Source organism: Pseudomonas sp. s4 (assembly GCF_046764235.1).
Lineage (GTDB): Bacteria > Pseudomonadota > Gammaproteobacteria > Pseudomonadales > Pseudomonadaceae > Aquipseudomonas > Aquipseudomonas asiatica.
In genome coordinates, this window is record NZ_CP177209.1 from 5,475,576 (window position 1) to 5,500,619 (window position 25,044).

The 25,044-nt window shown below is 61.6% G+C and carries 22 protein-coding genes; 6 read left to right on the forward strand and 16 right to left on the reverse strand.

Annotated features, from left to right (window positions below):
- Position 1 precedes the first annotated feature (1 nt).
- The 5 genes from tpiA to rlmE form a co-directional block, all read right to left on the reverse strand.
- A complete protein-coding gene (gene tpiA, locus ACK56M_RS25380) occupies positions 2 to 757 on the reverse strand; it encodes a triose-phosphate isomerase (RefSeq protein ID WP_015271858.1) in 756 nt (251 codons plus the stop codon).
- Positions 758 to 822: 65 nt separating this feature from the next.
- Complete coding sequence (gene glmM, locus ACK56M_RS25385) at positions 823 to 2,163, reverse strand: phosphoglucosamine mutase (protein ID WP_411959130.1); 1,341 nt, start codon at positions 2,161 to 2,163, stop codon at positions 823 to 825.
- A 16-nt stretch (positions 2,164 to 2,179) separates the two neighbouring features.
- Entirely contained in the window at positions 2,180 to 3,031 is an 852-nt protein-coding gene (gene folP / locus ACK56M_RS25390) for a dihydropteroate synthase (RefSeq protein ID WP_015271860.1), read from the reverse strand.
- 8 nt (positions 3,032 to 3,039) lie between these two features.
- Positions 3,040 to 4,944 (reverse strand): ATP-dependent zinc metalloprotease FtsH, encoded by a 1,905-nt coding sequence (gene ftsH, locus ACK56M_RS25395; protein ID WP_015271861.1) that lies wholly within the window; start codon positions 4,942 to 4,944, stop codon positions 3,040 to 3,042.
- Between the two features lie 203 nt (positions 4,945 to 5,147).
- Complete coding sequence (rlmE, locus tag ACK56M_RS25400) at positions 5,148 to 5,774, reverse strand: 23S rRNA (uridine(2552)-2'-O)-methyltransferase RlmE (RefSeq protein ID WP_015271862.1); 627 nt, start codon at positions 5,772 to 5,774, stop codon at positions 5,148 to 5,150.
- A gap of 102 nt (positions 5,775 to 5,876) precedes the next feature.
- Between rlmE and yhbY the strand changes: the two genes are divergently transcribed.
- Positions 5,877 to 6,185, forward strand: a complete 309-nt coding sequence (gene yhbY, locus ACK56M_RS25405) for a ribosome assembly RNA-binding protein YhbY (RefSeq protein WP_003249945.1) — start codon at positions 5,877 to 5,879, stop codon at positions 6,183 to 6,185.
- A 141-nt stretch (positions 6,186 to 6,326) separates the two neighbouring features.
- On the opposite strand, the gene ACK56M_RS25410 is transcribed toward yhbY, so the two are convergent.
- From ACK56M_RS25410 to grpE, 8 genes are all read right to left on the reverse strand, one after another.
- Positions 6,327 to 6,767, reverse strand: coding sequence for a hypothetical protein (locus ACK56M_RS25410; RefSeq protein ID WP_052261053.1), 441 nt, complete (start codon positions 6,765 to 6,767; stop codon positions 6,327 to 6,329).
- Positions 6,745 to 7,227, reverse strand: coding sequence for a transcription elongation factor GreA (gene greA / locus ACK56M_RS25415; RefSeq protein ID WP_411959131.1), 483 nt, complete (start codon positions 7,225 to 7,227; stop codon positions 6,745 to 6,747). Before greA ends, ACK56M_RS25410 begins: the two co-directional genes overlap by 23 nt.
- Positions 7,224 to 10,445 (reverse strand): carbamoyl-phosphate synthase large subunit, encoded by a 3,222-nt coding sequence (carB, locus tag ACK56M_RS25420; RefSeq protein WP_015271865.1) that lies wholly within the window; start codon positions 10,443 to 10,445, stop codon positions 7,224 to 7,226. Before carB ends, greA begins: the two co-directional genes overlap by 4 nt.
- A 105-nt stretch (positions 10,446 to 10,550) precedes the next feature.
- Entirely contained in the window at positions 10,551 to 11,687 is a 1,137-nt protein-coding gene (gene carA / locus ACK56M_RS25425; protein WP_013974294.1) for a glutamine-hydrolyzing carbamoyl-phosphate synthase small subunit, read from the reverse strand.
- 327 nt (positions 11,688 to 12,014) lie between these two features.
- Positions 12,015 to 12,821, reverse strand: coding sequence for a 4-hydroxy-tetrahydrodipicolinate reductase (dapB, locus tag ACK56M_RS25430; RefSeq protein ID WP_061303584.1), 807 nt, complete (start codon positions 12,819 to 12,821; stop codon positions 12,015 to 12,017).
- Between the two features lie 13 nt (positions 12,822 to 12,834).
- Positions 12,835 to 13,959, reverse strand: a complete 1,125-nt coding sequence (gene dnaJ, locus ACK56M_RS25435) for a molecular chaperone DnaJ (RefSeq protein ID WP_013974296.1) — start codon at positions 13,957 to 13,959, stop codon at positions 12,835 to 12,837.
- A gap of 197 nt (positions 13,960 to 14,156) precedes the next feature.
- Positions 14,157 to 16,082, reverse strand: coding sequence for a molecular chaperone DnaK (gene dnaK / locus ACK56M_RS25440; protein ID WP_015271867.1), 1,926 nt, complete (start codon positions 16,080 to 16,082; stop codon positions 14,157 to 14,159).
- A gap of 101 nt (positions 16,083 to 16,183) precedes the next feature.
- Complete coding sequence (gene grpE, locus ACK56M_RS25445) at positions 16,184 to 16,741, reverse strand: nucleotide exchange factor GrpE (RefSeq protein ID WP_003258073.1); 558 nt, start codon at positions 16,739 to 16,741, stop codon at positions 16,184 to 16,186.
- 191 nt (positions 16,742 to 16,932) lie between these two features.
- Between grpE and recN the strand changes: the two genes are divergently transcribed.
- Positions 16,933 to 18,606 (forward strand): DNA repair protein RecN, encoded by a 1,674-nt coding sequence (recN, locus tag ACK56M_RS25450; RefSeq protein WP_411959132.1) that lies wholly within the window; start codon positions 16,933 to 16,935, stop codon positions 18,604 to 18,606.
- A gap of 206 nt (positions 18,607 to 18,812) precedes the next feature.
- Here recN and fur read toward each other — a convergent pair whose 3' ends face one another.
- Complete coding sequence (gene fur, locus ACK56M_RS25455) at positions 18,813 to 19,217, reverse strand: ferric iron uptake transcriptional regulator (RefSeq protein WP_015271870.1); 405 nt, start codon at positions 19,215 to 19,217, stop codon at positions 18,813 to 18,815.
- 97 nt (positions 19,218 to 19,314) lie between these two features.
- On the opposite strand from fur, the gene ACK56M_RS25460 reads away from it, so the two are divergent.
- The gene (locus ACK56M_RS25460; protein WP_411959133.1) at positions 19,315 to 19,848 is read left to right on the forward strand and encodes an outer membrane protein assembly factor BamE; all 534 of its coding nucleotides are present in this window, start codon (positions 19,315 to 19,317) and stop codon (positions 19,846 to 19,848) included.
- Positions 19,849 to 19,909: 61 nt separating this feature from the next.
- On the opposite strand, the gene ACK56M_RS25465 is transcribed toward ACK56M_RS25460, so the two are convergent.
- Entirely contained in the window at positions 19,910 to 20,344 is a 435-nt protein-coding gene (locus ACK56M_RS25465; protein ID WP_411959134.1) for a type II toxin-antitoxin system RatA family toxin, read from the reverse strand.
- 162 nt (positions 20,345 to 20,506) lie between these two features.
- Here ACK56M_RS25465 and smpB point away from each other — a divergent pair, with 162 nt between their 5' ends.
- Positions 20,507 to 20,989 carry an SsrA-binding protein SmpB gene (smpB, locus tag ACK56M_RS25470; RefSeq protein WP_013974300.1) on the forward strand — a complete coding sequence of 161 codons (483 nt, stop codon included), beginning with the start codon at positions 20,507 to 20,509 and terminating at the stop codon, positions 20,987 to 20,989.
- Positions 20,990 to 21,115: 126 nt separating this feature from the next.
- Here smpB and ACK56M_RS25475 read toward each other — a convergent pair whose 3' ends face one another.
- Positions 21,116 to 21,883 carry an FCD domain-containing protein gene (locus tag ACK56M_RS25475; RefSeq protein ID WP_013974301.1) on the reverse strand — a complete coding sequence of 256 codons (768 nt, stop codon included), beginning with the start codon at positions 21,881 to 21,883 and terminating at the stop codon, positions 21,116 to 21,118.
- 256 nt (positions 21,884 to 22,139) lie between these two features.
- On the opposite strand from ACK56M_RS25475, the gene ACK56M_RS25480 reads away from it, so the two are divergent.
- Both ACK56M_RS25480 and lldD read left to right on the forward strand, forming a co-directional pair.
- Positions 22,140 to 23,810 (forward strand): lactate permease LctP family transporter, encoded by a 1,671-nt coding sequence (locus ACK56M_RS25480; RefSeq protein ID WP_015271872.1) that lies wholly within the window; start codon positions 22,140 to 22,142, stop codon positions 23,808 to 23,810.
- A gap of 63 nt (positions 23,811 to 23,873) precedes the next feature.
- Positions 23,874 to 25,019 carry an FMN-dependent L-lactate dehydrogenase LldD gene (lldD, locus tag ACK56M_RS25485; protein ID WP_013974303.1) on the forward strand — a complete coding sequence of 382 codons (1,146 nt, stop codon included), beginning with the start codon at positions 23,874 to 23,876 and terminating at the stop codon, positions 25,017 to 25,019.
- The last annotated feature ends 25 nt before the right edge of the window (positions 25,020 to 25,044 follow it).

A 25,044-nucleotide genomic window follows, 5' to 3' on the forward strand; every position in this document is an offset into this window, starting at 1 on the left:
TTCAGTTTCCTGCGGCGCGACAAATTGCACCGAATTCGTCTGCGTTCAGGGAAGCTCCACCAATGAGCCCCCCATCGATATCCGGCATGCCGAACAGTTCGGCCGCATTGGCCGCCTTCACGCTGCCGCCGTAGAGCAACTGCACCTTCGCAGCCACTTCAGCATCTTTTGCCGCCAACTGGCTACGGATGGCTGCGTGCACATCCTGGGCCTGCTGTGGCGTGGCCGTAAGGCCGGTACCGATGGCCCATACAGGCTCATAGGCAATTACTGCATTGGCAAAAGCCTTAACACCGAATGCCTCGATGATACTGCTTAGTTGACGCCCGACAACTTCGAGCGTTTTGCCAGCCTCGCGCTCTTCAAGGGTTTCCCCGATGCAAAGCACTGGTTTCAAACCTTTGGCCTGGGCCGCTGCAAACTTGCGATTGAGCACTTCGTCGGTTTCACCAATGACCTGGCGACGCTCCGAATGACCAATCAACACCAACTTGCAGCCTGCTTCAACCAGCTGTTCCGGAGCAACTTCTCCGGTCAGCGCACCCTGTTCGGGTTGTACTGCAGAATTCTGTGCGCCGACAGTAATTTCCTTACCTGCCAGGCCATCGATCACTTGATTGATGAACAAGGCCGGTGGAAATACAACGACTTCCACTCCGCTCGGCAAGGCCAGATTTCTCAAGCCTTCGGTCAGCTCAGCGACGCTAGCGCGGGTACCGTGCATCTTCCAGTTACCAGCTACCATAGGGCGACGCATGCTTTACCTCGTCGGTCAAAGTGGGCGCAGATAGTACCCAACCCTATCTGCGCTGGCAAGCGCCTTCAGACACAAACTTCGCCGACCAGTTTGGCCAACGCTTCTGCGTGCGCACGCACCTGGCTTTCGTCCTCGCCCTCGACCATCACCCGCACCAACGGCTCGGTACCGGATTTTCGCAGCAGCACGCGGCCGCGGCCTGCCAAGGCCTCGGTCACCTTGGCACTGGCTTCCTTGACCGCCGGGTGCTCCAGTGGGTCGACCTTGCTGGCGCCATAGCGCACGTTGATAAGCACCTGCGGGCACTTGCGCAGGGCCTGACGAGCCTGCGCCAGGGTTTCGCCACGACGCTTGAGTGCCATCAATACCTGCAGCGCTGCGATGATCGCATCACCGGTGGTGGTGTGGTTGCAGCACACGACGTGCCCGGAGTTTTCGCCACCGACCAGCCACTCACGCTCCAGCAGCTCTGCCATGACGTAACGGTCACCGACCTTCGCCCGCACGAACGGAACATCCAGTTCCTTCAGCGCAAGCTCCAGGCCCAGGTTGCTCATCAGCGTGCCCACCACCCCGCCCTGCAGCTTTCCACGCTCCTGCAGGTCGCGAGCAATGATGAACAGCAGTTCGTCACCATCAACGATGGCGCCGGTGTGGTCGACCATCAGCACGCGGTCGCCATCACCGTCAAAGGCAATGCCCAGGTCGGCATGGCCTACCAGCACGGCAGCCTGAAGCGATTCGATGTGAGTCGAGCCACAGCCTTCGTTGATGTTCAGGCCGTCTGGCTGGGCATGCAGCACGGTCACTTCGACACCCAGCTCGCGGAAAACGCTTGGCGCGACCTTGTAGGTGGCACCGTGGGCGCAATCGACAACCAGCTTGAGGCCGTCGAAGCTGGTGCTGGTCGGCACACTGCTCTTGCAGAACTCGATGTAGCGGCCGGCTGCATCGTTGATGCGCGAAACCTTGCCCAGCTTGCCCGACTCGACAACGGTCATCGGCTGATCGAGCAATTCCTCGATCATCAACTCGACTTCGTCCGGTAGCTTGGTCCCTTGGCCCGAGAAGAACTTGATGCCATTGTCATCGTGCGGGTTGTGCGAGGCGCTGATGACGATGCCGGCTTCGGCGTGGAAGGTACGCGTCAGGTAGGCGATGGCCGGCGTAGGCATCGGCCCGAGCAGCATCACATCGGCACCTGCCGCGGACAGGCCGGCTTCGAGTGCGGACTCGAACATGTAGCCGGAGATACGCGTGTCCTTGCCAACCAGAACTCGGCAGTGGCCTTGCTTGCGGAAGGCCATGCCGGCCGCCCAGCCAAGCTTCAGCATGAAGTCAGGCGTGATCGGGTATTCGCCGACGCGGCCACGAATGCCGTCGGTACCAAAGTATTTTCTGCTCATAGGGACTCCAATGTTCTTATTCGGCGTTTTGCACCGCAGCGATCATGCGCACCACATCAACGGTTTCGGCCACGTCATGGACACGAAGGATGCTCGCCCCCTTGGTCATGGCCAACGCCGCCAGCGCAAGGCTGCCATACAACCGCTCGCCAACCGGACGTTCCAGCGTCAGGCCGATCATGCTCTTGCGTGAAACACCCACCAGCAGCGGGCGCCCAAGGCGATAGAGCGCTTCCATGTGCTTGAACAGGCTCAGATTGTGCGACAGTGTCTTGGCGAAACCGAAGCCCGGATCAAGGATGATTCTGTTTGCGTCGATGCCCGCCGCGGCGCAGGCGACCATTCGCTGTTCAAGGTAGCGCGTAACGTCGGCGGTCACATCTTCGTAATGCGGGTCGTCCTGCATGTTACCCGGCTCGCCACGCATGTGCATGAGGCACACCGGCAGGCCGGTATCCGCGGCTGCGTCCAGGGCGCCATCGCGCTCCAGGGCACGCACGTCGTTGATCAACCCTGCACCGAGGCGTGCCGATTCACGCATGACGGCTGGCGTGGAGGTATCGACCGAGATGACCACATCGAGGCGGCTGTTGATCGCCTCGACCATGGGAGCTACCCGCTCCAGCTCCTCGGTCACCGATACCGCGCGCGCACCCGGCCGCGTGGACTCTCCGCCGATGTCGATCAGCGTGGCACCTGCGGCAACCATAGCTTCGGCATGACGCAACGCCTCATCACGCTGGTTGAAGCGCCCGCCATCGGAGAAGGAATCAGGGGTGATATTGAGAATACCCATGACATGGGTACGCGACAAATCAAGAACCCGGTTGCCGCAAGGCAACCGGGTCGGGTACTGCACTGAGCTCATAGATGCCCTTAGTGTTGAGCCGCTGGACCGCCGATCGGCGATTCCGGGCGATCACCCTGGGCAGCTGGTTTGCCCGAAGCCGAGTCATCATCCCAGTCGCGCGGTTCGCGGGGGGTACGGCCAGCCATGATATCGTCAATCTGCTCGGCGTCGATGGTCTCGTACTTCATCAGCGCTTCGGCCATGGCATCGAGCTTGTCACGGTTGTCGGTGAGCAGCTGCTTGGCCGTGGCGTAGCACTGGTCGATGATGCTGCGCACTTCCGAGTCGATCAGCTTGGCGGTTTCGCCGGAAACGCTGGCGTGCTGGCTCGCAGCACTGCGACCCAGGAACACCTCACCTTCTTCCTCGGCGTACATCAGCGGCCCGAGTTTTTCGGAAAGGCCCCACTTGGTCACCATGTTGCGGGCGATCTGGCTGGCACGCATGATGTCGTTGGACGCACCGGTAGTGACGCCGTCGAAGCCCAAGGTCATTTCCTCGGCGATACGGCCGCCGTACAGCGAGCAGATCTGGCTGATCAGTGCGCGCTTGGACAGGCTGTAGCGGTCTTCTTCCGGCAGGAACATGGTCACGCCCAAGGCACGGCCACGCGGAATGATCGAAACCTTGTAGACCGGATCGTGCTCAGGCACCAGGCGACCGACAATGGCGTGGCCAGCCTCGTGGTAGGCAGTGTTCTGCTTTTCTTTCTCGGACATGACCATGGTCTTGCGCTCGGCGCCCATCATGATCTTGTCCTTGGCCAGTTCGAACTCTTTCATTTCGACCAGGCGCTTGTTGGCGCGCGCGGCAAACAGCGAGGCCTCGTTGACCAGGTTGGCCAGGTCCGCACCGGAGAAGCCAGGGGTACCACGGGCAATGACCGCCGGGTTGACGTTCTCGCCGACCGGCACCTTGCGCATGTGTACCTTGAGGATCTGTTCACGACCACGAATGTCCGGCAGGCCCACCACTACCTGACGGTCGAAGCGGCCGGGGCGCAGCAGCGCCGGGTCGAGCACGTCCGGACGGTTGGTAGCGGCGATGACGATGATGCCATCGTTCATCTCGAAGCCGTCCATCTCCACCAGCAACTGGTTGAGGGTTTGCTCACGTTCGTCGTGACCGCCACCCATGCCTGCGCCACGGTGCCGACCAACGGCGTCGATCTCGTCGATGAAGATGATGCACGGGGCGTGTTTCTTGGCCTGTTCGAACATGTCGCGCACACGGCTGGCACCGACACCGACGAACATTTCCACGAAGTCCGAACCGGAAATGGTGAAGAATGGCACCTTCGCTTCGCCGGCGATGGCCTTGGCAAGCAAGGTCTTACCGGTACCGGGCGGGCCGACCATCAGCACGCCGCGCGGGATACGACCGCCCAGGCGCTGGAACTTGCCCGGGTCGCGCAGGAACTCGACCAGCTCGCCGACTTCTTCCTTGGCTTCGTCGCAACCTGCAACGTCGGCCAGGGTGGTCTTGACCTGGTCTTCAGACAACAGGCGCGCCTTGCTCTTGCCGAAGCTCATCGGCCCGCCCTTGCCCCCCGCTCCGCCCTGCATCTGGCGCATGAAGAACATGAACACGGCGATGATCACCAGGATCGGGAAGCTCGCTACCAGCAGCTGTGTCCAGATGCTCTGCTGCTCAGGCTGCTTGCCTTCGATGATGACGTGATTGTCGACCAGGTCGCCAATCAGGCCGTTGTCGGTAATGGCCGGACGCACGGTCTTGAAATTGTCGCCATCGGCGCGCTTGCCGGTGATGATGTAGCCGTCGACGGTCACACGCTCGACCTTGCCATCCTTGACCTGCTGGATGAAGTCGGAATAGTTGAGGGTCTGCGGCTCGTTAGGGCTGGAGAAGTTGTTCATCACTGTCACCAGGACAGCTGCGATGATCAACCACAGGATCAGATTCTTTGCCATGTCGTTCAATTCGCTACCCTCTGAGGTCGGCGCACGACGCAGCCGTTCCTCGCATGATATTCATCGCCCTAACTTACTACATTACCTACGCAGCCGCAGGCACCGTCTGTAACCCTTTGTGAAAGCTAGACTACACGAAGTTCGGACGATCCTGACGCGGCGGCCGATTGGAAATAACTATCGGCGACCACGCTTCACGCCTTTCATGCCCCTTTGAAACCCCTGCCCAGCAGGTACTGCTCGCGGGAACGGTCACGCGACGACGACGGCTTGCGCATCTGTACCTTGTCGAACTTGCTGCGCACGTCCTTGAGGTACACGTCAAAACCTTCGCCCTGGAAAATCTTGATCAGGAAATCGCCGCCGGGCTTTAGCACGCGGGTTGCCAGATCGAGGGCCAGCTCGCAGAGGAACATGGCACGCGGCATGTCCACCGCAGGCGTACCACTCATATTGGGGGCCATGTCGGAAATCACAAGGTCTACGTGCGAATCGCCGACGGCCTCGAGAATGCGCTGCAGCACTTCATCCTGGGTGAAATCGCCCTGGATGAAGGTCACATCGGGGATCGAGTCCATCTCCAGGATGTCGGACGCGATCAGGCGGCCCTGGCCACCAATCAGACGACTGGTCACCTGCGACCAGCCACCAGGAGCAGCGCCGAGATCGATCACGCTCATACCTGGGCGGATCAGCCGGTCCTTTTCCTGGATCTCCAGCAGTTTGTAGCTCGCACGCGAGCGGTAGCCGTCCTTTTGTGCCTGTTTCACAAAAGGATCGTTGAAATGCTCTCGCAGCCAGTTTGCGCTGCTTTTGGAACGTTGTACCACGGGGCACCTCGATGATATGCGTCGTGATTGACTGGGCGGAGCCGGTGGCCCTCGGGTAAAATGCCGGTCAATTTTACAGAATCAGACGGAAAGGGTCAGATTATGCCGCTCAATAACGAGCAGAAGAAGCAATACAAGTCCATTGGTCATGACCTGAAGCCGGTCCTGATCGTCGCTGGCAACGGTTTGAATGAAGGCGTCATCGCCGAACTGGAGCGCGCCTTGGTCGACCATGAGCTGATCAAGGTCGAAATTCGCTCGGAAGACCGCGAAGAGCGCGCCGAGACCATTGCCGAACTGTGCAAGGCCGGCCGTGCCGAACTGGTGCAGACCATCGGCAAGAAAGCGCTGATCTACCGCAAGAACCCACAGCCGAACAAGCAACTGTCCAATATCCACCGTTACAAGTAACGGCAAAGGGGCTGCTGCGCAGCCCATCGCCGGCAAGCCAGCTCCCACAGGTACGGCGCATGGCCTGAATTCGATGCGGTCGGTGTGGGAGCCGGCTTGCCGGCAATGGGCCGCGAACCGGCCCCAGCGATCTCGAGCCGCTTAGCGGCGCACCTTGACCGGAACCGGCTGGGCCACCAGCACGATGCCGGAAAAGCCCAGCACCAGGAAACAGAGCAGCTGCCAACGCTCGCCAACGGAAATACCGTAGCGCAAGGTGTAATACCCCACGCAGGCACCGAAGCCGAGCAGCAGCATCTGGCCGCGGAACTGCCGCCACCAGGCCGACAGGCCGTCCACCCTTGCCAGCACTGCCAGCTGGGTCAACAAGCCAAGCAGCGCCACGCCGATCAACCAGCGGTCGATCTGCCCGGCGACATCCTGCACCAGCAGCGGCGCCAGGCCACTGACCTTGAGCGCGGGCACCAACCCCACGTGAAACACCCACAAGCCGCCGACCCAGAAAACCTGGGCCAGCTGCCAGAGGATCCCCTCGAGGGATGGCGCCCGCAGGCGCCGGTCAGATGTGCTTGACTTCGACAATCTCGTACTCGACCGTGCCGCTAGGCGTCTTGACGACGACAGTATCACCTTCTTCCTTGCCGATGATGGCACGGGCAATCGGCGCTCCGCTCGAGAGCTTGCCCTGTTTCACGTCGGCTTCATCCTCGCCGACGATCTGGTAGGACACCTCTTCATCGGTTTCGGTGTTGGCCAGTACCACGGTGGCACCGAAAATCACCTTGCCGGTGTGAGGGATGGTGGTCACATCGATCACCACCGAGTTCTGCAGGCGACCTTCGATATCGCGGATACGCGCCTCGACCATGCCCTGCTCTTCACGAGCAGCGTGGTACTCGGCATTTTCCTTCAGGTCACCCAGTTCGCGCGCTTCACCAATGGCCTGGCTCAGGCGCGGGCGCTCGGTCTTGCTCAGGAAGAGCAGCTCCTCTTCCAGGGCGCGAGCGCCCTGGACGGTCATCGGGTACTTGGTAATGCTCATGCTTTCAGTCCTGCATGCAGATCCTGCAGGCGGCGAACGGTCTTTTCCGGACCAAATTTCAGCGCCTCGCAGATGGCTTCACCGGCCGCAATGGTGGTGGTGCAGTAAATTTTGTGCTGCAGCGCATTGCGACGAATCGAGTAGGAATCGGCGATCGACTGGCGGCCTTCGGTGGTGTTGATGATCAGCGACACCTCGTCGTTCTTGATCATGTCGACCACGTGCGGGCGACCCTCGGTCACCTTGTTCACGCGGCGCACTTTAAGGCCGGCCGCCTCGATAACCTTGGCGGTGCCGGCAGTGGCGACCACTTCGAAGCCCAGGGCAATCAGGTCGCGGGCAACGCCAGCCACTTGCGGCTTGTCGTCGTCACGCACGCTGATGAATGCGGTACCGCCGGTCGGCAGTACTTCGCTGGCACCCATCTGGGCTTTGGCGAAGGCTTCACCGAAGCTGTCACCGACACCCATGACTTCACCGGTCGATTTCATCTCAGGGCCGAGGATCGGGTCAACCCCCGGGAACTTGGCGAACGGGAAGACGGCTTCCTTGACGCTGTAGAAGTTAGGGATGATTTCCTGGGTGAAGCCCAGCTCTTTCAGGGTTTTGCCGGCCATGACGCGGGCCGCGATCATCGCCAGGGAGGTGCCGATGCACTTGGAGACGAACGGCACGGTACGCGAAGCGCGCGGGTTGACTTCGATGACGTAGATCTTGTCGCCCTGCAGGGCCAGCTGCACGTTCATCAGGCCGACCACGCCCAGTTCCAGGGCCATTTTCTTGACCTGTACGCGGACTTCGTCCTGCACTTCCTTGCTCAGCGAGTAAGGTGGCAGCGAGCACGCCGAGTCACCGGAGTGAACGCCGGCTTGCTCGATGTGCTGCATGATGGCGCCGATCACCACATCGGTGCCGTCGCACACCGCATCCACGTCCATCTCGATGGCGCAGTTGAGGAAGTGGTCGAGCAGTACAGGGCTGTCGTTGGACACCTGCACGGCTTCGCGCAGGTAGCGCTTGAGCTCGTCCAGCTCGTAGACGATTTCCATGGCACGGCCGCCCAGTACGTAGGACGGGCGCACTACCAGCGGATAGCCGATGCCGCCAGCAGCGCTGATGGCTTCTTCTTCGCTGCGCACGGTGGCATTTGGCGGCTGCAGCAGGTTCAGGCGCTGAACCATCTGCTGGAAGCGCTCGCGGTCTTCAGCGCGGTCGATGGCATCCGGGCTGGTACCGATGATCGGTACGCCGGCTTCTTCCAGGGCGCGGGCCAGTTTCAGCGGGGTCTGGCCACCGTAGTGGACGATCACGCCTTTCGGCTTCTCGACACGGCACACTTCCAGCACGTCTTCCAGGGTCAGCGGCTCGAAGTACAGGCGGTCGGATGTGTCGTAGTCGGTGGAGACGGTTTCCGGGTTGCAGTTGACCATGATGGTCTCGTAACCGTCTTCACGCAGCGCCAGTGCGGCGTGTACGCAGCAGTAGTCGAACTCGATACCCTGGCCGATACGGTTAGGGCCGCCACCCAGGATCATGATCTTGTCGCGGGTCGACGGGTTGGCCTCGCACTCTTCCTCATAGGTGGAGTACAGGTAGGCGGTGTCGGTAGCGAATTCAGCAGCGCAGGTGTCGACGCGCTTGTACACCGGGAACACTTCCAGCTTGTGGCGGTGACGGCGCAGGTTCTTGTCGGTGATACCCAACAGCTTGGCCAGGCGCTGGTCAGAGAAGCCCTTGCGCTTGAGGCGCAGCATGTAGTCCTTGTCGATCGACGACAGGGCCAGGGTCTTGACCTTCTCTTCTTCCTTGATCAGGTCTTCCATCTGCACCAGGAACCACATGTCGATGCCGGTCAGGTCGAAGATCTGCTCGCAGGTCATGCCGGCACGCATGGCGTCAGCCACGTACCAGATACGCTCGGCGCCCGGTACGGTCAGCTCGCGCTTGAGGATGCTGCTGGCTTCGGGGTTGGCCAGGTCGACTTTCGGGTCGAGGCCGCAGGCGCCGACTTCCAGGCCGCGCAGAGCTTTCTGCAGAGACTCCTGGAAGGTACGGCCGATGGCCATGACTTCACCCACGGACTTCATCTGGGTGGTCAGGCGGGCGTCGGCTTTCGGGAATTTCTCGAAGGCGAAGCGCGGCAGCTTGGTGACGACGTAGTCGATCGACGGCTCGAAGGACGCCGGGGTGCGGCCGCCGGTGATGTCGTTCTGCAGTTCGTCGAGGGTGTAGCCGACAGCCAGCTTGGCAGCGATCTTGGCGATCGGGAAGCCAGTGGCCTTGGAGGCCAGCGCCGAGGAACGCGAAACGCGCGGGTTCATCTCGATCACGACCATGCGGCCTGTGTTCGGGCAGATACCGAACTGCACGTTGGAACCGCCGGTTTCAACACCGATTTCACGCAGCACCGCCAGGGAGGCGTTGCGCATGATCTGGTATTCCTTGTCAGTCAGGGTCTGTGCCGGGGCGACAGTGATCGAGTCACCGGTGTGCACGCCCATCGGGTCGAAGTTCTCGATCGAGCAGACGATGATGCAGTTGTCCTTCTTGTCGCGGACAACCTCCATCTCGTATTCCTTCCAGCCGATCAGCGATTCGTCGATCAGCAGTTCCTTGGTCGGCGACAGGTCCAGGCCACGGGCGCAGATTTCTTCGAATTCTTCACGGTTGTAGGCGATACCACCACCGGTGCCGCCCATGGTGAACGATGGACGGATGATGCACGGGAAGCCCAGGCGCTCGAGGACGGCGTTGGCTTCTTCCATGCTGTGGGCGATACCGGAGCGCGGGCACTCCAGGCCGATGTCTTTCATGGCCTTGTCGAAGCGCGAGCGGTCTTCGGCCTTGTCGATGGTGTCGGCATTGGCACCGATCATTTCCACGCCGAACTTTTCCAGAACGCCGTGGCGCTCCAGGTCCAGGGCGCAGTTCAGTGCAGTCTGGCCACCCATGGTCGGCAGCAGTGCGTCCGGGCGCTCTTTCTCGATGATCTTGGCCACCGACTGCCACTTGATCGGCTCGATGTAGGTGGCGTCGGCCATGGCCGGGTCGGTCATGATGGTGGCTGGGTTGGAGTTCACCAGGATGACGCGGAAACCTTCCTCGCGCAGGGCTTTACAGGCCTGGGCGCCGGAGTAGTCGAATTCGCAGGCCTGGCCGATCACGATCGGGCCAGCGCCGAGAATCAGGATGCTTTTGATATCTGTACGTTTTGGCATGGTTGTCACTCAAATCCGGGGTCAGTCGGCAAGCCGCTTTGAACAATCTGGGTCAGGCGCTTCCGGGCGCGGCGCAAGCCGGCCCGGGGCCTTGAAGCAGGATGCTCAGCGGCGCTTGGCCATGGCATCGATGAAACGATCGAACAGTGGCGCGACGTCGGTCGGGCCTGGGCTCGCTTCAGGGTGGCCCTGAAAGCTGAACGCGCTCTTGTCGGTACGCTCGATACCCTGCAGGGTGCCGTCGAACAGCGACTTGTGGATGGCGCGGACGTTGCCCGGCAGGGTGGCCTCGTCAACGGCAAAGCCGTGGTTCTGGCTGGTGATCATGACCACACCGGTGTCCAGATCCTGGACCGGGTGGTTGGCACCGTGGTGGCCATGACCCATTTTCACGGTCTTGGCGCCAGAAGCCAGGGCCAGCAGCTGGTGGCCCAGGCAGATACCGAATACCGGGATCTCGGTCTCGAGGATTTCCTTGATCGCCTGGATGGCGTAGTCGCAAGGCTCGGGGTCACCAGGGCCGTTGGACAGGAACACGCCGTCCGGGTTGAGTGCCAGCACTTCGCTGGCCGGAGTCTGGGCCGGCACCACGGTCACGCGGCAGCCACGGGCAACCAGCATGCGCAGGATGTTCAGCTTGACGCCGTAGTCGAAGGCGACCACGTGGTAAGGCAGGTCAGCGGCTTCGATGGTCGGGTGGCTGTCGGTCTTCAGTTCCCACACGCTGGAGCGCCACTCGTAGCGTTCCTTGGTGGAAACGACCTTGGCCAGGTCCATGCCCTTCAGACCCGGGAAAGCGCGGGCAGCGGCGATGGCGGCTTCTTCGCTGATGTTGTCACCGGCGAGGATGCAACCGTTCTGAGCGCCCTTTTCACGCAGGATTCGGGTCAGGCGACGGGTGTCGATGCCGGCGATGGCGACGACGTTGTTGGCCTTGAGGTACTCAGGCAGCGACTGGGTGTTACGCCAGTTGCTGGCCAGCAGCGGCAGGTCACGAATGACCAGGCCAGCGGACCAGACGCGGTTCGACTCGGCGTCTTCCGGGGTAGTACCGGTATTGCCGATGTGCGGGTAGGTCAGGGTAACGATTTGCTGCGCATAGGAAGGGTCTGTAAGGATTTCCTGGTAGCCGGTCATAGCGGTGTTGAATACCACCTCACCAACGGTCTGACCGTCGGCACCGATAGCTTCACCGCGGAAAATACTGCCGTCGGCAAGGGCGAGTATGGCTGGCTTTGTCAAGAAGACCTCCCGTAAATCAAGCATGAAAGGGCGATCGCAGGTTGCAAAAAAGCGGAGTGACGTATGGACACGTCACCCCGCTTTCATGTGCTGAATTCAATTCGCTGCGCGCTTTTAGTGGACACACTAAAGCTGTAGCTTACAGAAAAGTGCGTTTTCGGTCTACCGCGGATGTGCCTCTAAAACACATCAATGCGACAGGCTGACATCGGCGCCGGCTTCTTCGCGGGTAAACCCGCTCCCACAGGTACAGCGTTGCCCTCAGGCATGGCGCTATCCCTGTGGGAGCGGGCAAGCCCGCGAAGAAGCCAACACTACTCCAACTGCTTAACGCAGCTCGAGCACATCCTGCATGTCATACAGGCCAGGCACACGCCCGTCCAGCCACAGCGCCGCACGCACGGCGCCCTTGGCGAAGGTCATGCGACTGGAAGCCTTGTGGGTAATCTCGACGCGCTCGCCTTCAGCAGCGAACAGCACGGTATGGTCACCCACCACATCACCGGCACGCACGGTGGCAAAGCCGATGGTCTTACGGTCACGTGCACCGGTCTGCCCTTCACGGCCATACACGGCCACTTCCTGCAGGTTGCGACCCAGTGCCTGGGCAACCACTTCACCCATGCGCAGTGCGGTGCCCGACGGCGCATCGACCTTGTGCCGGTGGTGCGCTTCGAGGATTTCGATATCCACATCGTCACCCAGCACGCGCGCTGCGGTATCCAGCAGCTTCAGGCACAGGTTGACGCCGACGCTGAAGTTGGCGGCGAAGACGATCGGGATTTCCTTGCCGGCTTCGGCCAACTGCTGCTTCTCTTCTGGGGTGAAGCCAGTGGTGCCGATGACCATGGCCTTGCCCGCCTTGCGGCAGAACGCCAGGTTCTTCAGGGTTACCGAAGGGTGGGTGAAGTCGATCAGCACGTCGAACTCATCGACCACCTTGCTCAGGTCGTCGGAAATCGGCACACCAATACGGCCCAAGGCCGCCAGCTCACCAGCATCAGCCCCTACCAGCGAGCTGTCCGGGCGGTCGATCGCCGCCGTCAGGCCCGCCTGGGGAGCCTGCTGCTGCACGGCTTCGACGAGGGTCTTGCCCATCCGCCCTGCCGCGCCCATCACTGCAATACGTCGCATAGCCATTTCCTTGTCAGAGATCGCCGAAGAAGCGCTTCACGCCATCGAACCAGCCACTGGCCTTGGGCGAGTGGGAGCTATCGCCTTCCAGCGAATCACGCAGCTCTTCGAGCAACTCGCGCTGGCGGCGGCTGAGGTTGACCGGGGTTTCCACCGCCACGCGGCACAGCAGGTCACCCGCACCACCACCGCGCACCGGGGCAACACCCTTGCCGCGCAGGCGGAACTGCTTGCCGGTCTGGGTACCTTCCGGAATCTTCAGCTTCACCCGACCATCGAGGGTTGGCACTTCCAGCTCGCCACCCAGGGCGGCATCGGTGTAGCTGATCGGCACTTCGCAGTACAGGTGCTTGCCATCACGCTGGAAGATCTCGTGCTCACGCACGTTGATCACCACATACAGGTCGCCAGTCGGGCCTCCATGGGTACCGGCCTCGCCCTCGCCCGACAGGCGGATGCGGTCGCCGGTATCGACACCTGCCGGCACCTTGACCGACAGCGTCTTGTATTCCTCGACACGGCCTTCGCCGTGGCACGAGGTGCAGGGGTCGGTAATGATCTTGCCCTGTCCATGGCAGCGCGGGCAGGTCTGCTGTACCGAGAAGAAGCCCTGTTGCATGCGCACCTGGCCGATACCGCCACAAGTCGGGCAGGTGGACGGGGTCGAGCCCTTCTTGGCACCGGAGCCGTCGCAAGGCTGGCAGTTGACCAGGGTGGGCACGCGGATGCTGACCGTGGTGCCACGTACCGCTTCTTCCAGGTTCAGTTCCAGGGTGTAGCGCAGGTCACTGCCGCGCTGGGCACCACCACGCGAGCCGCCGCGGCCACCCCCGAAGAAGTCGCTGAACACATCGCCGAAGATGTCGGAGAAGTTGGCACCACCGAAACCTGCGCCACCACCACCCATGCTCGGGTCCACACCCGCATGACCGTACTGGTCGAACGCAGCACGCTTGCTGGCGTCAGACAGCACTTCGTAGGCCTCGTTGGCCTCCTTGAACTTGTCTTCCGACTCTTTGTCGCCTGGGTTGCGGTCCGGATGGTACTTCATCGCCAGGCGACGGTAAGCCTTCTTGAGGTCTGATTCGCTGGCGCCGCGCTCGACACCCAATACCTCATAATAATCACGCTTGGACATAGGTCATTTGCACCTTGTTGGGCGTCTGGCATCTACGCCGCGCCATCAGCACCCGCCCTTTGCCCACCAGGGCCACCGACAGATGCTGTAAAAATTCTCGAATTCCAGATACGCCAACGCGGGAGCAAGCCCCCGCGCGGCGACATCCTACCAGCTCACCACCAAACGGCGGTGAACTGGCCGACAACATGCAGGGATTACTGCTTGTTGTTGTCTTTCACTTCTTCGAACTCAGCGTCAACCACGTCATCGTGCTTGGCTTCCGGCTCGGCCTGCTGTGCGCCGCCCTGAGGCTGTTCGGCCGACTGCTCGGCGTACATCTTCTGGGCAACCGGCGCCGAAACCTTGGACAGCTCCTCGACCTTGGCGTCGATGGCAGCCTTGTCGTCGCCTTTGACAGCGGCTTCCAGGGCAACAACGGCAGCCTCGATGGCGGCTTTCTCTTCAGCGGTAACCTTGTCACCAGCGTCAGCGACCATCTTGCGGGTCGAGTGAACCAGCGCATCACCCTGGTTACGGGCAGCGGCCAGCTCTTCGAACTTGCGGTCTTCCTCAGCGTTGGCCTCGGCGTCACGCACCATGCGCTCGATCTCTTCGTCCGACAGGCCGGAGTTGGCCTTGATCACGATCGACTGCGACTTGCCGGTAGCCTTGTCCTTGGCACTGACGTGCAGGATGCCGTTGGCGTCGATGTCGAAGGTTACTTCGATCTGCGGAACGCCACGTGGAGCCGGCGGAATGTCAGCCAGGTCGAACTTGCCCAGCGACTTGTTCTGTGCAGCCTGCTTGCGCTCACCCTGCAGCACGTGAATGGTCACGGCACCCTGGTTGTCGTCGGCAGTCGAGAACACCTGCGACTTCTTGGTCGGGATGGTGGTGTTCTTCTCGATCAGCGAAGTCATCACGCCACCCATGGTTTCGATACCAAGGGTCAGCGGGCTGACGTCCAGCAGCAGTACGTCTTTGACGTCACCAGCCAGCACCGCGCCCTGGATGGCAGCACCCATGGCCACGGCTTCGTCCGGGTTGACGTCCTTGCGCGCTTCTTTACCGAAGAAGTCGGCAACGGCTTTCTGCACCAGCGGCATACGGGTCTGGCCACCGACCAGGATCACGTCGTCGATCTTGCTTGCATCGATACCGGCGTCCTTCAGGGCGATACGGCAAGGCTCGATGGTACGGGCAACCAGGTCTTCGACCAGCGATTCCAGCTTGGCGCGGGAAATCTTCACGTTCAGGTGCTTCGGACCGGTAGCGTCTGCAGTGATGTAAGGCAGGTTTACGTCGGTCGACTGAGCGGAGGACAGTTCGATCTTGGCCTTTTCAGCGGCTTCTTTCAGACGCTGCAGTGCCAGCGGATCGTTCTTCAGGTCCATGCCGGACTCTTTCTTGAACTCGTCGACGAGGTAGTCGATCAGGCGCATGTCGAAGTCTTCGCCACCCAGGAAGGTGTCGCCGTTGGTAGCCAGTACTTCGAACTGGTGCTCACCGTCGACTTCGGCAATCTCGATGACCGAAACATCGAAGGTACCACCACCCAGGTCATAAACGATGACGGTGTGGTCGCCCTTGGCCTTGTCCATGCCGTAAGCCAGTGCAGCGGCAGTCGGCTCGTTGATGATGCGTTTTACATCCAGACCAGCGATGCGACCGGCATCCTTGGTGGCCTGACGCTGACTGTCATTGAAGTAGGCCGGAACGGTGATGACCGCTTCGGTAACTGGCTCGCCGAGGTAGTCTTCGGCGGTTTTCTTCATTTTCTTCAGGACTTCGGCGCTGATCTGCGGCGGAGCCATGTCCTTGCCACTGGCCTGTACCCAGGCGTCGCCATTGCTGGCCTTGACGATCTTGTAAGGCACCAGCTTGATGTCTTTCTGTACAACATCTTCTTCGAAGCGGCGGCCGATCAGGCGCTTCACTGCGAACAGAGTGTTGTGCGGGTTGGTGACCGCCTGACGCTTGGCCGACTGACCAACCAGGATTTCGCCGTCATTGGCGTAGGCCACGATCGAAGGGGTGGTACGCGCACCTTCGGCGTTTTCGATGACCTTGACGTTACCGTTTTCCAGAACAGAGACGCACGAGTTGGTGGTCCCCAGGTCGATACCGATGATTTTACCCATGTTAACTCTCCCGAAACTTGAATTTGGTAGCAGCGACTACTTTGGCCAACTGCGGTAATACTTGAAGGCTTGACACCTAGATGGGGATGCCCGGATGGATTTCAAGCCTTTTCATTGATCGAGGGTTGCGCCGCGCTTGGCGCCTTGCTGACCACCACCATGGCGGGGCGCAGCAGACGACCGTTGAGCAGATAGCCCTTCTGGAACACGTTCAGCACGCTGTTCGGCTCCACTTCGGCGTTTTCCTGCATGGCCATGGCCTGGTGGTGCTCTGGGTTGAACGGCTGGCCGTGCGGGTCGACTGCTTCGAGGTTGTAGCGCTTGAGAGTGTCCTGGAACATCTTCAGGGTCAGCTCGACACCCTCGCGGATCTGCTTGACATGCTCATCGTCGGCACTGGAGTGCGCCAGGGCCAGTTCCAGGCTGTCGATCACCGGCAGCAGGTCGCCCGAGAACTTCTCGAGGGCAAACTTGTGGGCTTTCTCGACATCCTGCTCGGCACGACGACGAGCGTTCTGCACGTCGGCAACGGCGCGCAGCGCCTGGTCCTTGGCGGCGGCCAGCTGCTCCTCGAGTTCCAGGACGCGGGCATCGGCAGCATTACCTGCACCGGTCTCTTCGACGTTAAGGTCTTTCTCGTTCAGCTGTTCGTCAGCCATGGGGTCTCTCCTGCGCAATTTTGTGGACTGCGAGCCAGGCTCGCCTTTGATGTCGGCTATATGGGGCCGGAAAAACCAGCTTCAAGGGGCAAGGTCGTTTTCCCGGCTGCAACAGAATCTGCCAAGGGGCATTGGCAGGCCCGAAAAAAGTACTGTATAAATAACCAGACCTGACTTTCGGGAGCCGCCCCATGCTGGTGCACCTGTCCATTCACAACTACGCCATCGTCGAGCACCTCGACCTCGAGATCGCCCGAGGCATGTCCGTCATCACCGGTGAGACCGGTGCAGGCAAATCGATCATGCTCGATGCCCTCGGTCTGGCCCTGGGCGACCGGGCCGACAGTGGCGTGGTGCGCCCCGGCACGGACAAGGCAGACATCCTCGCCACCTTCGACCTGGTGGACATCCCCGAGGCGCATGCCTGGCTGGCCGAGCGTGACCTGGACAACGACGGCCTGTGCATCCTGCGCCGGGTGATCACCGCCGAAGGCCGCAGCCGCGGCTACATCAATGGCACCCCCTGCCCGCTCGGCGACCTCAAGGCACTGGGCGAGCTGCTGATCGATATCCACAGCCAGCACGAGCACCAGTCACTACTCAAGACCGACACCCATCGCCGCCTGCTCGACGAGTACGCCGGCGCCGTCGACCTGGCCCGTCAGGTACAGCTGGCGGCCAAGCGCTGGAACCAGACCCGCCTGGAGCTGGAGCGCCTGTCCAACTCCGGCGATGAGCAGCGCGCCCGCCATCAGCTGCTGAGCTACCAGTTGGAGGAACTGGACAACCTCGGCCTGGGTGAATACGAACTGGAGCAGTTGGAGCAGGAACACAAGAACCTGACCAGCGCCGAAGCCTTGTTCGGCATCTGCCGCCAGGTCATCGACCAGTGCAGCGAAAGCGATTCGGGCAATGTGCTCAGCGCCCTCACCTCCAGCCTCAACCGCCTGGGTGCCGCCACCAACTCGCCAAAGGCACTGGGCGAAGCAGCCAACCTGATCGCCAGTGCGCAGATCCAGGTCGAAGAAGCCGTGGGCGAGCTCAACCGTTTTCTCGACAACTTCGACGCCGACCCCATGCGCCTGCAGGCACTGGAAGAACGCCTCGACACTATCTATACGCTGGCGCGCAAACACCGTGTGCACCCCACCGAACTGCCCCACCTGCAACAGCAGCTGATGGAAGAGCTGGAGGGCCTGAACGCCAGTGACGAGTCGATCGAGCGGTTGGGTGAAGAGCTGGCCGCCTTCGCCCAACACTATAAAGAGAAGGCTCGCGAGCTCAGCGCACTACGCCAACAGGCTGCCCAGCAGCTGGCAGTGGCCGTCGAGCAGGAGATCCAGCGCCTGGGCATGCCCGGCGGGCGCTTCTGCATCGCACTTACCCCCAATGAGGGAGCAGACCTTTCGCCTCATGGCCTGGAGCAGATCGAGCTACTGGTCAGCGCCAACCCTGGCCAACCGCTCAAGGGCCTGGCCAAGGTGGCTTCAGGTGGCGAACTGTCCCGCATCAGCCTGGCGATCCAGGTGATTACCGCGCAGACCTCACGCATTCCAACCCTGGTGTTCGACGAAGTCGACGTCGGTATCGGCGGGCCTACTGCCGAAATCGTCGGACAACTGCTGCGCCGCCTGGGCGAACGCGGCCAGGTGCTGACCGTTACCCACCTGCCGCAGGTGGCGGCACAAGGGCATCACCACCTGTTCGTGCACAAGGTACGCAACAGCGACACCACCCACACCGCCGTGGCCAACCTGGGCAAACGTGAGCGGGTCGAGGAAGTGGCGCGGATGCTGGGCGGCATAGACCTGACCAAGGAATCCCTGGCGCATGCGCGCAAGATGGTGGTAAGCGGCAAGGCCTGACACTCCCTGTAGGAGCGGCCTTGTGTCGCGAAAGGGCCGCAAAGCGGCCCCGGCAATCTATGCTGCGAAGCTGAAAACCTGGGGCCGCTGCGCAGCCCTTTCGCGACACAAGGCCGCTCCTACAAGGCCCATCGCCGCGCTCAAGATCCCCGAAAGCACAAAGGCGACCCGAAGGTCGCCTTTGTCATTCATAACGATAAAAATCGTTACTTCTTTTTACGTACGTACAGGACCAGATTGTGATCCACCAGCTCGTAGCCATGCTCGGCCACGATTTCGCGCTGGCGTTTCTCGATCTCGGCATCCATGAACTCGATGACTTCACTGGTCTCCACGTTGACCATATGGTCGTGATGACCGCCATCGGCCAGTTCGAACACCGCATGACCGCCGTCGAAGTTGTGGCGAACCACCAGACCAGCCGCTTCGAACTGGGTCAGTACGCGGTAGACGGTGGCCAGGCCCACGTCCTCGCCAGCCTCCATCAGCGCCTTGTAGACATCCTCGGCGCTCATGTGACGCTGCTCGGTAGAGTCGAGCATCTGAAGGATCTTGACTCGAGGCAGGGTCACCTTGAGACCGGCTTTGCGCAATTCGCTATTTTCAACCATGGTCAGCTTTCTCGCCGATGCTGCTTCGCAGCTTCTCTTAATACGGGTATGATCGGGGTTTACGTTGTCCAGCCAAGATAGTGGAAGTCGCCCACCGATGCAAAACACCAAGCTCTTGCTAACCAGCCTCACCCTAGTGGGACTGCTCGCACTCGCCGGTTGCTCGTTTCCCGGGGTTTACAAAATCGACATCCAGCAGGGCAATGTCGTTACGCAAGACATGATAGACCAATTGCGCCCCGGAATGACCCGCCGGCAAGTAAGGTTTATCATGGGTAACCCGCTGATCCAGGACACCTTCAACACCAACCGTTGGGATTACCTGTACAGCCTGCAGCCAGGCGGCGGCAAACGCCAGCAAGAACGCATGAGCGTGTTCTTCAACGAAAGCGACCAGTTGGTGAGTCTGTCCGGCGACTTCATGCCAGGCGTCAGCCGCGACCAGGAAATCCTCGGCGGCAGCAGCGACACCACGATCAGCCCGGCCAACCAGCCAGAGCAGCCAACCGTGCAGCCTGAAGAAAAACCGGCCAAGCCAGGCTCGGTGGAAGAATCCATCCAGCGTGAAATCGACACCATCGAGACCACCCCGGTCCCGAGTCCGGCTCCGCTGGAAACCTCGCCTCAATAAGCGGCGAGCAGATACAAAAAAGCCCGGACCTGGTCCGGGCTTTTTGTTGCCGCTGTTTCAGTCAGGCATTCAGTTGCTTGGCACGCTGGCAAAAGGCATCCACCAGCGTATTTGCCGCCTGGTTGAACAGCGGCCCCAAAGTCGCGCGCACCAGCGGGCCAGCATAGTCGAACGAAAGGTCCAGGCTGATCTTGCAGGCCTTTTCACCCAGCGGCTTGAACACCCAAAGGCCATGCAACTGGGTGAACGGCCCCTCCTCCAGGTTCATCTCGATAGACTGCCCCGGCACCAGTACATTGCGCGTGACGAAGTGCTGGCTCATGCCGCCCTTGGCCACTTCGAGCTTGGCACGCATGTGCGTGTCGCTGGCTTCGATCACCGCCGAGGCCGAGCACCAAGGCAGAAACTGCGGGTAGCTGGCCACATCGTTGACCAGATCGTAGAGCGCCTGGGCGGGATACGGCAGCAGGGCGGAGCGTTGAATATGGGTAGTCATCCAGGCATCACTTCCAAGGCTGGGTGGCGGCGCTTCGCAGCGTGCCGAAAACAGGTTCTGTCGCAAAGACAGGGGCTGTATTGTCCGGTATTCATTGCAGTGGCTCAAGCACACCGAAATCCCATAGCCGACGACGCGGCGACTGCCTATAATGCCGCCCCTATGGCTAAACAAAAGAAACATCCGACCGGGACCATCGCGCAGAACAAGAAGGCGCGACACGATTACTTCATCGAACACAAGTTCGAGGCCGGGCTGGTCCTGTCCGGCTGGGAAGTAAAAAGCCTGCGAGCCGGCAAGGCGCACCTGACTGACAGCTACGTGCTGCTGAAGGACGGTGAGGCCTGGCTGTTCGGCAGCCACATCACCCCGCTGACCACGGCCAGCACCCACGTCATAGCCGACCCCATCCGCACTCGCAAGCTGCTGCTGAACAAGCGCGAGCTCGAGCGCCTGGAAGCGGCCGTGGCGCAGAAAGGCTACACCTGCGTGGCCCTGGCGCTGTACTGGAGCAAGCACCTGATCAAGTGCGAAATCGCACTCGGCAAGGGCAAGAAGGAATTCGACAAGCGCGACACCATGCGCGAGCGCGATTCCAACCGCGAGCTGCAGCGGGCTGTGCGGAACAAGGGCAAGGAAGAGTAATACCTCTTCTTCAGCCTGCTCCGGCCTCTTCGCGGGCTCGCCCGCTCCCACAGGTATCGCGCCGCCTTCGGGTCCGGCGCATATCCTGTGGAAGCGGGCAAGCCCGCGAAGAATCCAACACCGATCTCAACGCCCGCTACGCCGCTCCGCCCGCGCCACTCGCTGCGCTTCTTCATGCGCCTCTTCCAGCACCTCCTGCACATACAGAATGTGCCGGCTGGACACTTCCCGCGCATCCTCCGCCCTGCCCTCGACTATCGCCAGGTACAGCTCCCGGTGCTGGCTGATCAGCATGTCCCGGGTCTCGGTCCGTTGCTGGTACATGCCGCCGATGTTGGTCACCACGTTGCGCTTGAGCAGGTCGAACAAGCCCCGAATGGTGTGCAGCAACACGGCATTATGGCTAGCCTCGGCAATCGCCAGGTGGAAGCGCGCATCGGCCGCGCCTTCCTCCGCCCGGGTCACTTCGTCGGCCCTGGCATAGCAGTCCTGCAGCGCATCGAAGGCCGCCTTGAGGCGCGCCCGGTCCGGCTGGGTGGCGCGCTGGGCCGCGTAGTAGGCGCAGGACGCCTCCAGGGTATGGCGGAATTCGAGCAGGTCACGCTGCGCCTCGGCACTGTGCTCAAGCAGTTGCAGCAATGGGTCGCTGAAAGTGGACCCCAGAGACTCGGCGACAAAATTGCCCCCACCCTGGCGGCTGACCAGCAGCCCCTTGGCCACCAGCTTCTGGATCGCCTCACGCAGTGATGGGCGGGACACGCCGAACTGCTCGGCAAGGACGCGCTCGGCCGGCAGCCGCTGACCCGAGGTCAGCGTACCTTCCAGAATCATCCCTTCCAACCGATCGACGATGTCGTCGGACAGGCGCCGTTGGCGGACCTGATCAAAAACCATCACATGCTCTCCACAAACCCCCGGCAGATTTCAGGGGGCGCCTATTCTCGCCGATCCGGGCCTTGCAAACACCCACCAGCCGACGATTTTCCCCGCCCATCAGATGCCCACTCATCGGCACACGACCAAAGTTTTGCACGGGACAAATTGACACACCCACGAAGACGCTTTTAACCTAGCGCCCAGCCATTGTAAATTGGTCTTACCAATTATCCAATGCCAGTGCCTGACCAACAACAATTAGGGGCCACCCCATATGCAAACCTGGCAACAAATCTATAGTCCGCTTGGTAGTCTTGGCCTGTCCGCACTGGCGGCGGTCATCCCCATCGTCTTCTTCTTCCTTGCCCTCGCGGTGTTCCGCCTCAAAGGCCACGTGGCCGGCAGCATCACCCTCGCATTGTCGATCCTGGTGGCGATCTTCGCCTTCCAGATGCCTGTCGACATGGCATTCGCCGCTGCAGGTTATGGCTTCCTCTACGGCCTCTGGCCGATTGCCTGGATCATCGTTGCCGCGGTGTTCCTGTACAAACTCACGGTCAAGAGCGGCCAGTTCGAAGTGATCCGCAGTTCGGTGCTGTCGATTACCGACGACCAGCGCCTGCAAGTGCTGCTGATCGGTTTCTGCTTCGGTGCGTTCCTGGAAGGTGCGGCGGGCTTTGGTGCACCGGTGGCAATCACTGCCGCGCTGCTGGTGGGCCTGGGCTTCAACCCGCTGTACGCCGCCGGCCTGTGCCTGATCGCCAACACCGCGCCAGTGGCCTTTGGCGCCTTGGGCATCCCGATCATCGTGGCCGGCCAGGTCACCGGTATCGACGCCTTCCACATTGGCGCCATGACCGGTCGCCAGCTGCCGCTGCTGTCGCTGTTCGTACCGTTCTGGCTGGTATTCATGATGGACGGCCTGCGTGGCGTGAAGGAAACCTGGCCTGCCGCCCTGGTCGCCGGCCTGAGCTTCGCCGTCACCCAGTACTTCACCTCGAACTTCATCGGCCCGGAGCTTCCGGACATCACCTCGGCCCTGGCCAGCCTGATCGCCCTGACCCTGTTCCTGAAAGTCTGGCAGCCAAAGCGTTCGTTCGCCGAAGCCAAGGGCAGCGTCGGTGCCGCCGTGGTCCAGCCAAGCGGCAGCCAACCAAGCCCCTACAGCTTTGGCGAGATCTTCAAGGCCTGGTCGCCGTTCCTGATCCTCACCGTGCTGGTCACCATCTGGACCCTGAAACCGTTCAAGGCGGCCTTCGCCCCGGGCGGCGCGATGTACAACTTCGTGTTCAACTTCGCCATCCCGCACCTCGACCAACTGGTGATCAAGACCGCACCGATCGTCGCCGCGCCAACCGCCATGCCAGCGGTGTTCAAGCTCGACCCGATCTCTGCCACCGGCACCGCGATCTTCCTCTCGGCGCTGATCTCCATGGCCGTGCTGAAGATCAACTTCAAAACTGGTCTGACCACTTTCAAGGAAACCTTCTGGGAGCTGCGCTGGCCAATCCTGTCGATCGGCATGGTGCTGGCCTTCGCCTTCGTCACCAACTACTCGGGCATGTCCTCGACCATGGCCCTGGTGCTGGCCGGTACCGGTGCCGCGTTCCCGTTCTTCTCGCCGTTCCTCGGCTGGCTGGGTGTGTTCCTGACCGGTTCCGACACCTCGTCCAACGCCCTGTTCAGCTCGCTGCAGGCCACCACCGCGCACCAGATCGGGGTCAACGACACTTTGCTGGTAGCAGCCAACACCAGCGGCGGCGTGACCGGCAAGATGATCTCGCCGCAGTCGATCGCCGTGGCTTGCGCCGCCACCGGCCTGGTTGGCAAGGAATCCGACCTGTTCCGCTTCACCGTCAAGCACAGCCTGTTCTTCGCCACCATCGTCGGCCTGATCACTCTGATCCAGGCCTACTGGCTGACCGGCATGCTGGTTCATCACTAAAGTGAAAGGGGCCGGGCGCCGTCGCGCGCCCGGCAATCCCCACACGCAACGCTGCGAGAATCCATGATCATTTCTGCCTCTACCGACTATCGCGCCGCGGCCCAACGCAAGCTGCCTCCCTTCCTGTTCCACTATGCCGACGGCGGCGCCTACGCCGAGCACACCCTGCGCCACAACGTCTCGGACCTGGCCAGCATTGCCCTGCGTCAGCGCGTGCTGAAGAACATGTCCGAGCTCAGCCTGCAGACCAAGCTGTTCGACGAAACCCTGAGCATGCCGGTGGCCCTGGCCCCGGTCGGCCTCACCGGCATGTACGCCCGCCGTGGTGAAGTGCAGGCGGCACGTGCGGCGGCGGCCCACGGCATTCCGTTCACCATGTCCACGGTGTCGGTGTGCCCGATCGAAGAAGTGGCCCCGGCCATCGACCGGCCGATGTGGTTCCAGCTGTACGTGCTGAAGGACCGCGGCTTCATGCGCAACGCCCTGGAGCGGGCCAAGGCCGCCGGGGTCAAGACCCTGGTGTTCACTGTCGACATGCCGACACCCGGCGCCCGCTACCGCGACGCCCACTCTGGCATGAGCGGCAAGAACGGCCCGCTGCGCCGCGTGCTGCAAGCCATGACCCACCCCGAGTGGGCATGGGATGTCGGTGTGATGGGGCGCCCACACGACCTGGGCAACATTTCCACCTACCGTGGCAACCCCACCGGCCTTGCCGACTACATCGGCTGGCTGGCCAACAACTTCGACCCGTCGATCTCCTGGAAAGACCTGGAGTGGATCCGCGAGTTCTGGGACGGCCCGATGATCATCAAAGGCATTCTCGATGCCGATGACGCCCGCGATGCGGTCAGGTTCGGTGCTGACGGCATCGTCGTGTCCAACCACGGCGGCCGCCAGCTCGACGGCGTGCTGTCCAGCGCCCGCGCCCTGCCGGCAATTGCCGATGCGGTCAAAGGTGACCTGAAGATCCTCGCCGATTCCGGCATCCGCAGCGGCCTCGACGTGGTGCGCATGATCGCCCTCGGCGCCGACACCGTACTGATCGGCCGCGCCTTCCTCTACGCCCTTGCCGTGCACGGCCAGGCCGGGGTGAAAAACCTGCTGGAGCTGTTCGAAAAGGAAATGCGCGTAGCGATGGTGCTGACCGGCGCCAAGTCGATCAGCGAGATCACCCGCGACTCGCTGGTACGCGAACTGGGCGCCTGACCGCCCGCAAGAACGACCGCCTGAT